Origin of the sequence: Prescottella equi (genome assembly GCF_002094305.1) — a bacterium.
Taxonomy (GTDB): Bacteria; Actinomycetota; Actinomycetes; order Mycobacteriales; family Mycobacteriaceae; genus Prescottella; species Prescottella equi.
Genome location: NZ_LWTX01000003.1, coordinates 435825 through 450107, shown reverse-complemented (window position 1 = coordinate 450107; position 14283 = coordinate 435825). Strand labels below are relative to the sequence as shown.

The following is a 14283-nucleotide window of genomic DNA, read 5'->3' as shown; positions in this document are numbered from 1 at the left end:
GGGGTGTTGACGACAACCGCCCGCGATGCTCGACGAATCGACATCTTCCCGACGGCCTGTCGGCAAATATACCAACACCGTGTCGGTAACCCTCGTGACGTTCCTCTCGCCGCACCGCGCACACAAGAGGCGGCCGGCCACGCGAACCGAGAGGATGGCGCAACGGGCTGTCCGTGGCCGACAATTCGAGGCGATGAGTGCACACGTGAACGGCAGTTCCGTCCAGTCCGGACGGCCCCGCGACCCGAGAATCGACGCCGAGGTCCTCGCGGCGACCCGCGACATGCTCGTGGAGGTCGGCTGGGACCAGTTGAGCCTGCGTGCAATCGCGACCCGGGCGGGCGTCAGCCGGGCGGCGCTGTCGCGGCGCTGGCCGTCCAAGGCGCACCTGGTGCTGGACTCCATCCTCGGATCGACCCCCGACCTCGCGCCGTTCGAGGGCACCGACCGCGCCGGCTGGATCGACTGGGTGGTCGCCGGCAGTGCACAGATCTTCTCGCGCCCCGACGTCCGGGCCGCCGCGCCGGGACTGCTGGCGGCCCTGCGGGATCACGACGACCTCCGAAAAGCGTTGTGGCAGGGGTTCAGTGGACCGGCGGCCGAGCTCTTCGCGGCGCACGCGGGGCCGGGTGAGTCGGAGGAGGAGCGGCGTCGGGATCTGCTCGACGCCCGAGCGGTGCTGGTGATGGCCGCGGGATCGGCCCTGTTCTCGAGCCTGATCGTCGGCGACGATGCCACGCCCGAGCTGCGAGCGCGCATCCTCGAACTGCTCGCGCCGGTCGCGGAGCGACGACCCCAGTCCGAAAGATAGTTCGGCTCAGCCGATTTCGGTGCTGTCGATCAGGTCGGGGTGCGTCGCGTCGCAGCCGGTGCCGACGACCAGCGCGAGGAGGGTGGGCGGGGTGGGCCCCGCGACCAGCAACAGCACGGCGTCGGTGTCCTGGAAGCGCACGGCGCGCATACCCAGGACGGGCCGGGTGGCGCCGACACCGACGGCCGACAGGCAGGCCGACCGCACCTCCGGGCGGGCGAGGGCTCCGACTCCGTCGGCAGCGGATTCCGTGTCTCCGACCAGTGCGAGGAGCTGCCCGCGATCCAGCTCGCCGCTCAGTTCGACCCGGGCCGGCGCCACGTCGGGCGCAGTAGTGGTGGCCGACGCGACGGCCTCGGGCCCCGTGGAGCCGGAGCGGTCGACACCGGTGAGGGCGAAGACGACCGCCACCGCCGCAGCCGTCGACGCGGCCGCGACGCCGAGCCAGGCCATTCTCCGCCGCTTCGCGGTGGCGTCGGCCAGCGGCACGACGTCGGAACGAGGTGCCGAAACATTCAGCCCCAGCGCCGAATTGATGCGCGCCGCGACGTCGTGAGGAATTGGTGTCTCGACGCTGTGATCGCGGCCGACCTCGGCGAGGCGCGCGCTGACCGCGTCGAGCGCGTCGAGCACGGCCACCGCCTCCGGGTCCTGCCGGACGAGCGGCCACAGCTTGTCGCTCACGGCGTCGGGAAGGACACCGGCGTGCAGGTCGGCGAGCAGATCGGTGGAGAACGGGGGGCCGAGAACGGCGTCGTCGTCGTGGAGCGTCATCTCACCTCCTACCCGCAGTTCCCGGGGCACGATTGTGCCTTCAATCTGTTCTGACGCGGGAGAATCAAGATCGGTTCCCTACATCGCGCAAGTATTCCAAATGAGATGCGAGCTTGGTACGGGCGCGTGCACAGCGGCTCTTGACGGTCCCCTCGGGCACGCCGAGCCGCCGGGCGGCCTCGGCCACCGAGTAACCCTCCATGTCGACCGCCACGACGGCCGCCCGCTGGTCCGGGGAGAGCCGCTGCAGGGCCTGGTCGACGAGGATCGACGTCTCGCGTTCGGAGATGCGGTCGCGGTCGTCGCCCGGATCCTCCGCGTCGTCGTTCGACAGCGACACCGTCTGCCGCACCCGGTTGCGCCGGATCCGGTCGAGACACGCGTTCACCACGAATGCGTATCTGGGCGTTTGCTGGTGTGGGGGTTTTTGGGTGCTACTCGAATAGTGCTCTTAGTCAGAGACTTTGGTCGTTTAGAGCGTTGTCGTGTCATGGCGCGATGCGGAACTACTGCGGACGCACTGCGGACGGTGCGGACGAATGGTGCGTCCGGCAGTAGATCCTCCCTGCGCCTAGTTGGTCGAAGCCTCTTCACCAAGAATGCGGCGTGCCTTTTCGAGGTCCTTTGCCTTCGAGTATTCGACGAGCTGATGGCCCGCCGCGTTGTACTCGCCGTTTCGGCAGCTCTTTGCGAGGTTGGCCAGTTGTTGGGACAGCTCTTCCGCTTCCTCGATGGTCATCGACAGATTGACGCTGGGCTCCTGATACTCGGAGTCACCGAACAGGTAGATCGTGATGGAACCGTCGACGTCGTCACCCTCATCGTCCTTGTGGGGAGGGAGGGCGAGCGCTCGAATGGACATGGGGCGGTACAGGCCGAAGTTTGCATGCATAGCGACCAGATTAGGGACCGTCGAGTCTGGTGTCCGTCTGTTCGTTTATGGCGTAACGGCCGATTAGTTCAACTAGGGGTGGCGGTGTGGAAAAAACGCCGGAGAGAGATTCCTGACTGGGCGCCGGGTAGTCAGGAGTCAGGTAGATCCCAGGATTATGATCGGGCCCCTCACGGTCGATGACAGTGCAAAACACCCCCGGACGATGAGGGTCCGGGGGTGTTCTGGTGTCCGGTGCAGGGAGGCGGTCACTGCGTCGGGGGAAGGGAGCCCGTCGCAGTGAGACCTGCACCGGAGTCTTATGCGAGGGCGACGTAGACGATGCCTTCGCTACTGGTGTCGACCGCTTGCCCGACGACGATTGCGTCCGCTCCAGCTGTGGTCGCCTTGCCATCGCCGGCGGCAGCTACGTCCGCCCCGGCCGCGATGGTGCCGACTGCTGCGACTCCGACGATGCGAGAGCCTCGCAGGATGTGGGTCAGTTCGCCCAACTTGGTGGTGCGGCCGGTGACACCGAGGACACGACTGCCGGCGGCAGCGTGGCGGACGGTGATGTTGCCGGTGGCGCGCGGTCCGGCAACCTCCACGAAGCGGGCTGCCTCGAGGTCGGTGGCGGCGTGGGCGGTGATGTCCGCGCCGGGCGCGTACAGCTGGGGCGTGGTGCCCATGTTGGTTGTCCTCTCGGGTGTGGTCGGGTCAGCCCGCGAGGCCGGTGAGACGGCGAATCGCGTAGGGCTTGGAGATGTAGGGGCGCGCGACGATGTAGGCCTGGACGAGCATCGAGCGGCTCTCGGGCTTGGGGATCACCTGCACGGTGAGCGGGGTTTCGACGCCGAGGCCGCCGGGCTGTCCTGCGATTACGTAGGCGTCGCCGGGTCCGATGTGCGTCGAGGCGTGGATGGTGACACCGCCGGCGGCGTCGAGGACGTCGGCGAGGTCGGGGCCGTAGGCGATGCGCAGGGCGGCGGCCTGTTCGGGGTGGACGATCAGAGTGCTGGTCACTGCGCCCATGCCGTCGACGTCGAAACTCAGCTGTGCCTGGACGAGGTCGGCCAGCGGTGACTGAGCGTTCGGCGTCGGGGTCGCTCCCCCACCGATGTAGGTGCTCCAGTTGTGGCCGGGCAGGTCGAGGCTGTACTCGGCGACGGCGGCCTCGAGGGTGTCGATGGTGCGCCCGTCGATCGCCTTGCGGAGGGAGGCGGACACCTGGGTGATGCCGTTGGTCAGGACCGGGAGCACGTTCCGGGTGATCGCCTCCTCGGTGCAGATGAACTTTCCACCGAGGTCTTCGACGGGGTCGCGGCGCACGTCCGGCTCAGGCAGGCGGACGAGCTGGTACTCGGCGCCCTCGGCGCGGGCGGTGATGTCGCCGTCGGTGAACTCGTCGCCAGGATGGACGGTCTGGTAAAGGATCGCGCCGCCGACGGCCTGGCTGGTGGCGTCACCGAACACCGCGGAGGTGACCGAGGTGGTGAGGTTGTCGCCGATCTTCGCGGCGATGATGTCGGGCTGGGCGAGGACGTGGTTGACGGTCGCGCCGCCTCCGATTCCGGAGTAGATCGTCGACGTCGAGGAACGGGTCATCTGTGCGGTGCCTTTCTGTCCGGAGCGACGGGCGATGATCTGCGCCTTGATCGCGGCGCCAGCGCGCCGGCGTTCGGCTCTGGTGGGCTGGTGTGCGGGCGCGGTCATCGTGTCGGTGCTCCTGGGAGTTGGTGGCGCGGTATGCGCCAGGTCTTTCCGTCGTGGTGGGCTGCGATCCGTCCGGCGTAGATGCGGCGGCGTACGCCTCCGGTCGTGATGCCGAGCAGCTTCGCGGCGGTCGCGGTGTCAACGTCGCCAGTCTCCGGAATGGCTGTGACTCCGTCGATTTCGTCACGCGACACATGACTACGGCGTGAGAGACCGGTGACACGAGCGATGACGGCCTCGGCGTCGGGACGCAGATGCTTGGTCGGCTCGTAAGTGCGGTGAAGTCGCGTGAACTCGTCAAGGGCGTCGGCGAGGACACGAACCGCGAACGGCGACAGCAGGACCGAGCCGGGTGGTGTGGCCACGGCGTGTGCGGACGGGTGGATCTTCACGGCCACTGCCCGGTCACGTCGGCGTGAATAAGTGCCTGGTCAAGCAGAGCGTCGAGGCGGCCGACGAGTTCGGGGCACTGCTCGAGGACGACGGCGAGCACTTCGCGGACGAACACGCGCGGCTGAACGTAGGACCGCAGCGCGAGACGGATCGTTTCGTCGAGCGCGGCGAACTCGTCGGCGGCCGTCTTCGTGGTCTGAGTGTCGACGCGCTGCTGCGCCTGCCTGGCGCGGACGGCGTGCGCGACCGTCGCGATAGCGTACTGGCGCAGTTCTTCGCCGGTGAGCGGTGTGGCGGCGGGATAGTGTTCGCTCTGGTCAGTCATGGCGTGGGTGTCCTTTTGCACGTGAGTTTCGGGGCCCTGTAAAAAATTGCCTGACTGGGGCCGGCGAGTCATGAGCCTGGGGGTTCGAAGATTTCGGGGTGGGGGTCTCGGTGGCGTCTACGAGTTCGTCGGCGAGGTTTCGGGCCTCGGGTTCCGAGAGCGTGAACGTGAGGCCAGCGACGGCGAGGGTGATCGGCCGGCGGCTGTTGCGTCCTCGGGTGACTCGGGGGCTGAACGTTACGGGTTGTACGCGCATGGCGGCCTTCTGGTGGTCGGGGCAGTGCCCGGACGGGTGCCGGGTGATGTACCGGCACCCGTCCGAGTGGCACAGGGGCGGCGTGGTCATTCGAGCTGTGCGTCGAGTGCGTCGGCGAGTGCGTGGAGCGAGTCGGCGAGCTCACGGGCTTCGCGTCGGGAGAGTGACCACGGTCCGAGTTCGACCTGATCGCCGAGGCCGTCGATGTAGGTCGCGGTGATCGGCACGCCTTCGTAGTCGTCGCGGGCGTCGTGGTGTATCTGGTGGGCCCGCTGGGCGATGAGGTACCGGGTCGCGTTCTCGAAGGTCGGGTGGACAGGGTCGTCGGGGAGTTCCGTCCACGGCGTGATCGGGGTGGTGCGGGTGGAGAGTTCTTCCCCGCGGGCTTCCCGGCGGCGCTCGGTGAGCTGGCGGACGTTGTCGAGGAGGTTCTTCATGCTGGGGTCCTTCTGGTGATGACTGACTCGGGGCAGGCGGTTGTGTGTGGGCATTGGCGGCAGAGTCGTTCGGCCGCGATCTGTGCGGTGGTGCGGGCGCCCGGGTTCTCGGCGTGGAGTGCGGCGTCGAAGAGGGTGAAGTCGTTTCGGCAGACTGCGTCGGGCAGATTCGGTCGGTCGGACAGGATCGCGATGAGGAGCGGGACGATTCTGGGTTCGGTGCGTCCGCCTCGTCGTGTGGTCATCGGTAGAGGGCTCCGTGGTCGTTGACGTCCGCCGTCTTGTGCAGATGCGGTCGGCAGTGAAGGCAGGGAATCGGACGCCCTTCGAGATCTTGTCCGAGCCAGCCGCGTCGGCATCGCGGATCGTGGAATGACGAGGCGTCACTCGGCTCGTCTCCGTATCGGTCGGGCATGGTGCGTTCTCCCTTCACGCGCGCGGTCGTGACTTGCGTTCTCAGGCCGGGGACGGGCTATTGGACTGGTAGTGGTTGGTATTGGACTGGTGTCCCGACATGGGTGTCGGGTAATAGGGACACCCATGTCGGGTAATAGGGACACCGGTGTCGGGTAATAGATCTCGATCACCCGACACCGGTGTCGGGTAGAAGCTGTTCATCCACAGGTCTATTCACCCGACATGGGTGTCGGGTAATAGGGCGCATCACCCGACACCCATGTCGGGTAAAACGATTGGCTTCTCGTCCGGGTCGAGGACCATCCGGTCGAGCACATCCACGGGCAGAGTCAGTCGGTACTCGTTGGCGATGCCCGCTCGGCTGTTCCTGCGGCGGGTGATGACCACGAAGCCAGCAGCGACAAGCCATGTCATGCCTCGCTCGATCGTCTTCTCGGACTTCTCCATCACATTGGCGAGACGGGCGTTCGAGGGATGGATCCGGGTGCCGTCGCCGTCGGCATAGCTCGCCAGGACGAAGGCGAGACCCTTGACACCCGCGGGCATGGACACGCGCCGCATGACCCGTTCCCACTCGAACCTGTGCGCGGGCTGTGGGGCCTCGACGTGATCGTCTACCGGCAGAGCGGTCATGGTCAGACGCCGGGCCCTTCGACGGCGCGGATGCCGACACCGAGCCTGCCGATTGCCTCAGCACGCCCGGAATCCGCTACGGCGGTGTAGATCTCCGTCGTCGCGAGGCTGGCGTGCCGAAGGAGTGTCTGAGCAGTGCGCAGGTCCGTTCCCGACCGCACGAGTGCCGTCCCGTACCAGTGGCGAAGTGAGTGCGGGGTCCCGGGCACATCGGCGCGACGCATCGCCTGACCGATGATCTGGCTCACCGACCGGCCGTGAATGTGCGCACCGGGTCGGGTCGAGTTCGCTGGGAACCACCAACCTGCCGTCGGCATCGAAGCGGCGATGTCGACGAGGACGGGGTGTGCGGGAAGGACCGCGCGGTGTCCGCCTTTGCCCTGCACTCGTATGACGCGCTCCTCGAGGTCCAGGTCCTCCCCGCGGAACTTCGCTATCTCGTGAACGCGGAGGCCGGCGAACGCAGCGAGCAGGATCATGGCGCGGGTTCTGCGGTGCATTCGTTGCGCTAGTAGGCGGTTGAGCCCGGCGTCGCTGACTGGCCGCGGTGTCGAGCGCGGCACACGTGGCCGGCGGATCTTCTGCATGGGGTTCGCGCCACCGTGATCGGCGGTCCACCGGTAGTAGCTGGCGAGCTGACCGAAGTACGTCGATCGGGTGTTCGCTGACAGATGCGCGCGGCCGAGGAACCGAGAGATCTCGACGGGCTCCACGTCGGCGGCCGGGGAGCCTGCGGTTCGCTCGAGCTGCCGGAGAGTGGCGAGACTGTCGCCGATCCATCGGTCCGACAGGCCAGCGCCACGCATCCACACCTCGTAGTCGTCGAGTCCGCGCCCAAGGCGGGGTGTGTCCGGCACGCCCTGCGCCACTTCGGGCGGTAGCAGGGCCGTCATCACTGCCCACTCCCGGCGAGCGCGTCGACGGCCCGAGCGATAGCTGCGGACAGCGCGCGCGCCTGATCGCCTGTCATCCCGTCAGCGTCGACGAAGACCTCGACCGGTGAGCGCCTCAGTCCCGCCGAGGTCAGCACGTCCTCGGCGTAGAGCTGCACGCTGAACGCCCGCTCATCGGGGTCCGCGAACTCCCGGGACCAGACCCGCACCGGCTCATCGGTCGGCGTCACGACGTCGAATATCGGGGCCGCGCCGGCGTACCAGCTACCGGGCGGCGTCTGGTCGATATCGGCGGCGTTGTTGATGGCGTCGAGTATCCGACCGATTTCGCGGTCGCGGTCCTCGAACTCGGCGATACGCGAGTCCGGGTCCTCCGTGATGGTGTCCGCGTCGCGTACTTCCTTCTCGCTGAGCAGGGTGTTCGGTAGCGTGGTCATCGAATCTGCTCCTTCTCGCTGGATGGATGCCGGTTCACTGCCCTCGTCCCCGGTGGCGTCCGGGGCGGGGGCGTTCTCACGTCTGCGATGCTCGAGCTCGGCGACGATCGCCCGGTACGTCCGGGACTCGGTGGCGCCGGGGCCGGCGTCCTCAATGTCGCGCACGATCTGCTCTAGGGACTCGGTTGAGCCGGTCACGCGGGCGGTCATTGGACACCGCCGCGCTTACTCGACTCCTCCTGTGCGGCGAGCCATTCCTCGAGCCGGTCCACGCGGTAGACGACCCGGCCGCCGATCTTCGCCGACTCGGGACCGACACCCGTATGCCGCCAGTACCGCAGCGTGGCCTCAGGGATGAAGGGGTATCGCTCGTGAACCTGCTTCGTAGTCAGGCGTTCGGTACGGACGTTGACTGAGCTCATGAATTCCTCCAACGGGTTACGTTTGCTCAATAAGGAATATCAGAGGTTGTTCACGGCGGCAACCTTGAACGGGTGTAGTTTGCTCTTGTGGGTAGAGAGAGTGCTGAGAATCAGTTCGGGCGACGAGTGCGGCATGAGCGGGAACAGCGGGGGTGGACGCAGGCTGAACTCGCTGCTCGTCTGGCAGACCTCGGTGTGACGCTTCACCCGTCGGCGATTGCGAAGATCGAGCTACGTGACGTAGACCGGCCGAGGGTGATTCGACTTGATGAAGCCCAGGCGCTTGCTCAGGTATTCGGTCTACGGGTCGACCAGATGTTTGAATCACCAATGTCGGTACCCCGCCTCGCGGCATCGATTATGGATTGGCTTGTTAGACAGGACGCTTGGACGGATGAAGGCGTCTGGATCGGCCAGCAAGTCGAGGCGGCAATCGCTGCATTGCCTGAGGATGAGAGGGCAGCGGCTATGTCACTGCTAAGACCCGACCTCATTCAGCGGGTGGTCGACGAGAATCTGACTGGAAGCGCCGCAGCAGAGCTGTACAACGTCATAGGCCAGCGGATGCACTGGGTGCCCGATGACGACCAGGCGTAACCGTCGCGCTGGCGTCGAGGACCGCTGGACGAAAACGGTCTACGACAGCGAGCGTCGGCCGTCGAAGGTGCCGTCGGCAAACCACGGCAAGGGCAAGCGCTGGCGGGCCCGGTACGTCGACGACGAAGGCCGCGAGCACGTCAAAGGTTTCGAGCGGAAGGTTGACGCCCAGCGATGGCTGGACGAGATCACCGTCGCCCAGGTGACCGGTAGCTACGTCGATCCGGCGAGGGGGCGGATCACGTTCGGGTCGTTCTACCGCGAATGGTCCGGGCGGCAGGTGTGGGAGACGAACACGCGCCGGAGCATGGACCTCACCGAACGCAGCGTCCCGTTCTCGAACGTCGCGCTCGGGGAGCTGCGCGCCAGTCACTTCGAGGCGTGGGTGAAGTCGATGCGAGATCAGCCGCTCGCGCCGCAAACCATCAAGACGCGGATGATGAACGTCCGCGCGGTGTTGAAGGCCGCTATCCGGGACCAGGTACTCGCCAAGGACCCGAGCGCCCGGGTGCCGCTCCCCCGGACGCGTCGCGCTGAGGCCGCGATGCTCATCCCGACAAGCGAGCAGGTGGGCGCGCTCGTGAGATCGGCGCCGGACGGATTCGAAGCGTTCGTCGCGCTGTGCGCGTTCGCCGGCACACGCTCGGGAGAGACTGCTGCATTCCGGGTCTCCGACTTCGACTTCCTACGCCGCGAGATCGCTGTCTCTCGACAGGTGCAGCGTGTCCGCAGTGGCGTCGTCGAGATCCGGCCGCCGAAGTACGGGAGCGAGCGCACGGTGGCCGCGCCAGCCGCGCTGCTCGATCTCGTGGCCGAGCACATCCGCGTGCATCGGCCGGACGGCGAGCCCGATCGCTGGCTCTTCCCTGGCCTGGGCGAGAACCCGCTCGAGGGAAACATGGTCGGCACCCGCTGGCGGAAGGCGAAGAAGGCCGCGGGCGTCGAACTGAAGCTGCATTCGCTGCGCCACTACTTCGCGTCCGGACTGATCGCGGCCGGGTGCGACGTGGTCACGGTCCAGAGGGCGTTGGGGCACTCATCAGCGTCCGTCACGCTCGACACCTACAGCCACCTGTGGCCGAAAGCGGAGGACCGGACGCGGAAGGCTGCTGACAGTCTGCTCGGGGAGGCTCTCGGACCTACTGCGGACGCACTGCGGACGGAGAGCGGCATTTAAGCCGCTGAGCTGGGGCTGCAACAGTTCACCACGATCGTGTGCAGCCAGCTGCGCACGGCCGCGTCCTCTCGGAACGAGCCCGCCGTCCGATGCGCCGACAGCAGCGCCTCCTGCAGCGCGTCCGCGGCGTCCTCGGCCGTGTAACTCGTTCTCCTCGCAACGTGCCAGAGATGGTCGTAGTGCCGATTCAGCAACTCCGCGAACGCGTCCCCATCACCCGACGCGTGCGCTGCCAAGAGTTCCGAATCCGACAGACCAGCTTTGGCGACCCCCCTGAAGATTCGCACCGGCGGATGCTAGCTGATCGGTTGCCCGACATGCCGCTCCGGATCGGGTCGGACGGTATGTCAGGACGCCGCGGTGAACGCGACCTCGGCGATGCCGGACTGGTTCTTTCCGCTCGTTGCGCTCAGATCGGTGATCCACACGAGGACGTTCTTGGTGGCGCCCTCCGCGGTGAGTGGGATTTCCGTCACACCGTCCTTCAGGGTGGCGTTCCCGATGACCCGCGTCTGGTCCAGCGACGTGTTCGGGGACGGCGCCGTGCGGATCTCCACCTGGGTGCCCGGCGTGGGCGAGGTGATCTGCATGCTGGTCAGCTTCGCCGCGTCGGGGAGCGTCACCATCAGCCCCACGCCGTTCTTGAGCGCCGGGAACGGCTGGAAGTACGCATCGGTGTTCCACACCGTCGCCGGGTTGCCGTCGATCGCCATACCGGCGTTCGCGGCATTGTCCGGGGTGCCCTGCGGCGAGAACACGGCCGCGTTCACGGGCCGGACCGTCGTGGTCGCGGACGGCGCAGCGGACGGCGACGCCTCCGACGACGGCTCGGGCGCCACGGCGGACGTCGTCAGGCCCAGGTTCTGCTTGTTGAGCGGTTCGTCGGAGTTGCCGCCCGTCAGCAGGCTCACGAGCCACCAGCCGATCAGGGCGAGCACCACCACGGTCAGCACACCGAGGGACACGAGCGCGATGAGTGTGCGGTCCGACTTCTGCTTCTCGGCGGCCGCCGTCTCGGGATCCTCCGGCAGTGCGTGCCCGGTGCTGCCGGGCGCCCGCTGGCCCAGCCGCAGCGCCGGCATCAGGTCGGTCTTCTGGTCGACGACCGTCGCCTGGTCGAGAATGTGCTGCACCGTTCCCGCCGCACGGATTCCGCTGTCGCCGCCCAGCGCGCGGGCCGCCACCGCGGAGATCTCGAACGGCACGTCCGGGCGCACCTCGCGCGGCTCGACCGGACGGCCCGACGCGTCCCGGTCCGCCGGGAGCATCGCGTCGCCGTCGTCGGGCCGGTTGCCCGGGCCGTCGAGCGGCCAGCGGTCGGTGATGAGCGCGTACAGCATCGCGCCCAGTCCGCGCACGTCGGAGGCCGGGTCGGCGTCGGAGAGCGTGCCGGGGAACGCGAGCACTGCGTCGCCCGCCGCGCTGATCCGGATGCGGTCGGGGTCGTCGACGGACAGCGCGCTGCCGCCGCGGTGCGCGGCCTCGGCCGCCCCGGCGAGAGCGCGGACGGCGCGGGCGGCGCCGATCGGGGACGGCTGGGTGGACGCCATCTCCTTGAGCGAGCGACCCGGCGTCCACTCGGCGACGACGATGCCGCCCGAGGAACCTCGGACCACGTCGAGCACGCGGGCGAGGCCGGGCGAATTGATCCGTCCCAGGCGCAGCGTGCGCGACAGGATCGCCTGCGGCCCATCGGGGCCGGTAGCGGCCGGACCTTCGGCCTGCTGATCGGCATCGACGAACGTGAGCGCCACCTCGCGGTCGAGCTTGATGTCGAGGGCCTGCCAGAACTGCAGCCCGCGGGCGCCTCCGTGCGGTGCCAGCAGCCGGTAGCGGCCGCCGGCGACCGAGGCGCCCGGCACCAGTTGGGGTCCGCGCAGCGGGCGGCGGGGCTCGGAGACCGCGCCCGTGACGCGCAACGGCGGAAGCTGTGGCGAACCGATCGGGAAGACGCCGGTGTCGACGTTCAGATCCCGGGCGCGGCGACGGCGATCCGACGTCCGGTCGGCGTCCTCCGCCTGCGGGTCCGCATCCGATACGTCGGAAGACTCTGCCGCCGAGCCGGTTTCGTTCGACGTGGTGGCGTCCGGCTGCTCGTCCGACGAATCCGTCGAAGCGCCATCGGCGTTCACCACCTTGGTGGTGCCGTCCTCGACGTCGGTGGACGTACCGTTGCGCTTGCCGGCACCGTCGTCGTCGCTCACACTCGCTCCTTCAATGAACTCGTCGGGAATGTAATCCGCGCCGACGTATGCCTCGCTGCGTCCAGGGTACGGGAGGCCATCGGGCCTATCGAGTGACCGCGGCAGGTCCCGGACAACCGGAATCAGTTCGGTATCAGCCTCGTACGGCTGCGGTGCCGCGGTGGTGTCCTCGTCCGCTCCGCCGCCGCGGCCGCGCAGCGCCGACACCTTGCGGCCCACCGCGACGGTCACGGCCATCACCTCGGGCACCTTCGCCAGCCACATCAGGACGAACGTGACGACCAGCATGATCGCGCCGGTGATCGCGACGCGGACCATCGCGCCCGGCCCGCCGAACGAGTCGGACAGTTTCTCGAGCCCGAGCAGCTTGTCGGCCGCGAACATCGCGACCGCACCGGCCGCGGACGCGAGCAGCACCAGCCACACCGTCTTGCCGACGTTCGCCATCCTCAGGTCGCCGAGGCTGCGGTGCAGCAGGAAGCCGCCGATGAACGCGCCCGCGATGAACGCGACACCGTTCGCGGCGCCGAGCAGGATCACCACCTGCTGGTTGTCCGCGGCCACCAGCGGCGTCAACGCCGACAGCGCGATCTTCACACCGGTGATGCCGAGGATGATCCAGGTCGGGGTCCAGGCCTGCTCGCGCGCATAGAAGACGCGGAGGTGGATCAGCACCAGCGAATACGGGATGAGCGTGAACGCCGACCAGCTGACCGCCTCGCCGAGCCGTTCGGCGTTACCGGCGCCGAAGTTGCCGTAGCCGTACAGCGCGTGGCCCACCTGGGGGCCCGCGAACGTCAGGAACGTGATGACCGGGATGAGCGCGATCATCGTCAGACGGGTGGCCACCGACAGGTCGTCGACGACGGCGGGGGTGTCGTCGGCGGCCGCGTTGCGGCTCAGCCGCGGCATGATCGCGGTGAGCACCGTGACGCCGAGGACGCCGTACGGCAGCTGCAGCAGCAGCCAGGCGTTGTTGTAGATCGCCGGGCCGGCCTCGTCGGCGTGCGCCGAGACACGGGTTGCGAAGACCATGCCCGCCTGACTGATCAGCACGTACAGCACGATCGCGACGGCCATCCCGCCGAACTGCTTGAGGCGGTCGTCGAGACCCCACAGCGGGCGCAGCGAGATGCCGTTGCGCTTGATCGCCGGGATCAGGCTGACCGCCTGCGTCACGACACCCGCGGTGACGCCCAGTCCCAGCAGCAGCAGGTGCGGGTCGCTGATCCGGACCGGGTCGAGCGAGATCTCACCCGGGATCAGCCAGTACGCGGCGAGGATGCCGAGCACCACCAGGTTGTTCAGGACCGGCGCCCACGCACCCGGTTTGAAGTCCTGGCGGGTGTTGAGGATCGCCGTGAGCAGCGCGGACAGGCCGTAGAACAGGATCGCCGGCAGCAACAGGAAACACAGAGCCGTGGTGAGGGCGGTGTTGACCTCGCCGTCGTCCGGCAGGAAGACCTGGGTCGTGAGGATCGGCGCGGCCGCGGTCGCGAACAGGGCGGCCGTCCCCAGCAGGGCCAGGGCGGCTGTGAAGAGTCTTCGGACGAACGCCGCACCCTGGTCGGGGTCCTCACGTTCGGCGCGCACCAGCACCGGCACGACGATCGCGGTGAGCACCGCGCCGAGCACCAGCTCGGAGATCATGTTCGGGATCTGGCTGGCGACCGTGAAGGCACTGGCGACCGCGGGACCGAGCGCGGTCAGCAGCAGCAGCTGCTTGAGGAACCCGGTCATGCGGCTGATCAGGGTCGCGATCGCGATCGATCCCGTGGCCGCCAGCAAGCCCTTCTGCTGCTTCTTCGCCGTCGGCTCCGACGCCTGCTCGGGTGCCTTCTCGACCGCCGGACGTGGCGGGGCCGGTCGGGGGACGGCCTGGGTCGCGGCCGTGCGCGGCGGCATCGGCTGCGGGCGGGGGCC

Annotated in this window: 15 protein-coding genes and 2 pseudogenes; 3 read left to right on the top strand and 14 right to left on the bottom strand. The window is 68.1% G+C overall.

Features of this window, described 5'->3' with window-relative positions:
- The first annotated feature begins 193 nt into the window (after positions 1 to 193).
- Positions 194 to 811: a helix-turn-helix domain-containing protein gene (locus A6I89_RS11415; protein WP_005516647.1), complete on the top strand. Its 618-nt coding sequence runs from the start codon at positions 194 to 196 to the stop codon at positions 809 to 811.
- A gap of 6 nt (positions 812 to 817) precedes the next feature.
- Here A6I89_RS11415 and A6I89_RS11410 read toward each other — a convergent pair whose 3' ends face one another.
- The 12 genes and pseudogenes from A6I89_RS11410 to A6I89_RS11350 all read right to left on the bottom strand — a co-directional run bounded on the left by A6I89_RS11410 (position 818) and on the right by A6I89_RS11350 (position 8382).
- The gene (locus A6I89_RS11410) at positions 818 to 1585 is read right to left on the bottom strand and encodes a hypothetical protein (protein ID WP_005516648.1); all 768 of its coding nucleotides are present in this window, start codon (positions 1583 to 1585) and stop codon (positions 818 to 820) included.
- Between the two features lie 64 nt (positions 1586 to 1649).
- Positions 1650 to 1985, bottom strand: a pseudogene (locus A6I89_RS11405) (sigma-70 family RNA polymerase sigma factor); the annotation flags it as partial.
- A gap of 171 nt (positions 1986 to 2156) precedes the next feature.
- A complete protein-coding gene (locus A6I89_RS11400; protein ID WP_022598704.1) occupies positions 2157 to 2477 on the bottom strand; it encodes a hypothetical protein in 321 nt (106 codons plus the stop codon).
- A gap of 299 nt (positions 2478 to 2776) precedes the next feature.
- Positions 2777 to 3145 carry a hypothetical protein gene (locus tag A6I89_RS11395; RefSeq protein ID WP_022598702.1) on the bottom strand — a complete coding sequence of 123 codons (369 nt, stop codon included), beginning with the start codon at positions 3143 to 3145 and terminating at the stop codon, positions 2777 to 2779.
- 28 nt (positions 3146 to 3173) lie between these two features.
- Entirely contained in the window at positions 3174 to 4169 is a 996-nt protein-coding gene (locus tag A6I89_RS11390) for a major capsid protein (RefSeq protein ID WP_022598700.1), read from the bottom strand.
- Positions 4166 to 4567, bottom strand: a complete 402-nt coding sequence (locus A6I89_RS11385; RefSeq protein ID WP_022598698.1) for a helix-turn-helix domain-containing protein — start codon at positions 4565 to 4567, stop codon at positions 4166 to 4168. Before A6I89_RS11385 ends, A6I89_RS11390 begins: the two co-directional genes overlap by 4 nt.
- Entirely contained in the window at positions 4558 to 4887 is a 330-nt protein-coding gene (locus A6I89_RS11380) for a hypothetical protein (protein ID WP_022598696.1), read from the bottom strand. Before A6I89_RS11380 ends, A6I89_RS11385 begins: the two co-directional genes overlap by 10 nt.
- A 342-nt stretch (positions 4888 to 5229) precedes the next feature.
- Entirely contained in the window at positions 5230 to 5580 is a 351-nt protein-coding gene (locus tag A6I89_RS11375; protein WP_022598694.1) for a hypothetical protein, read from the bottom strand.
- A 663-nt stretch (positions 5581 to 6243) separates the two neighbouring features.
- Positions 6244 to 6630, bottom strand: coding sequence for a helix-turn-helix domain-containing protein (locus tag A6I89_RS11365; RefSeq protein WP_022598690.1), 387 nt, complete (start codon positions 6628 to 6630; stop codon positions 6244 to 6246).
- Between the two features lie 2 nt (positions 6631 to 6632).
- The gene (locus A6I89_RS11360; RefSeq protein ID WP_080668448.1) at positions 6633 to 7523 is read right to left on the bottom strand and encodes a tyrosine-type recombinase/integrase; all 891 of its coding nucleotides are present in this window, start codon (positions 7521 to 7523) and stop codon (positions 6633 to 6635) included.
- The gene (locus A6I89_RS11355; RefSeq protein WP_139811869.1) at positions 7523 to 8158 is read right to left on the bottom strand and encodes a hypothetical protein; all 636 of its coding nucleotides are present in this window, start codon (positions 8156 to 8158) and stop codon (positions 7523 to 7525) included. The genes A6I89_RS11360 and A6I89_RS11355 overlap by 1 nt, the downstream gene beginning before the upstream one ends.
- 8 nt (positions 8159 to 8166) lie before the next feature.
- Positions 8167 to 8382: a helix-turn-helix transcriptional regulator gene (locus A6I89_RS11350; protein ID WP_022598684.1), complete on the bottom strand. Its 216-nt coding sequence runs from the start codon at positions 8380 to 8382 to the stop codon at positions 8167 to 8169.
- Positions 8383 to 8469: 87 nt separating this feature from the next.
- On the opposite strand from A6I89_RS11350, the gene A6I89_RS11345 reads away from it, so the two are divergent.
- Positions 8470 to 8979 carry a helix-turn-helix transcriptional regulator gene (locus A6I89_RS11345; protein WP_080668447.1) on the top strand — a complete coding sequence of 170 codons (510 nt, stop codon included), beginning with the start codon at positions 8470 to 8472 and terminating at the stop codon, positions 8977 to 8979.
- Positions 8963 to 10156 (top strand): tyrosine-type recombinase/integrase, encoded by a 1194-nt coding sequence (locus A6I89_RS11340; protein ID WP_022598680.1) that lies wholly within the window; start codon positions 8963 to 8965, stop codon positions 10154 to 10156. The genes A6I89_RS11345 and A6I89_RS11340 overlap by 17 nt, the downstream gene beginning before the upstream one ends.
- Before the next feature lie 17 nt (positions 10157 to 10173).
- Here the strand turns inward: A6I89_RS11340 and A6I89_RS11335 are convergent.
- Together A6I89_RS11335 and A6I89_RS11330 are read right to left on the bottom strand one after the other, a co-directional pair.
- Positions 10174 to 10443 (bottom strand): annotated as a pseudogene (locus tag A6I89_RS11335) (sigma factor); the annotation flags it as partial.
- Between the two features lie 60 nt (positions 10444 to 10503).
- A complete protein-coding gene (locus A6I89_RS11330; protein WP_044991522.1) occupies positions 10504 to 14265 on the bottom strand; it encodes a lipid II flippase MurJ in 3762 nt (1253 codons plus the stop codon).
- Positions 14266 to 14283: the final 18 nt, after the last annotated feature.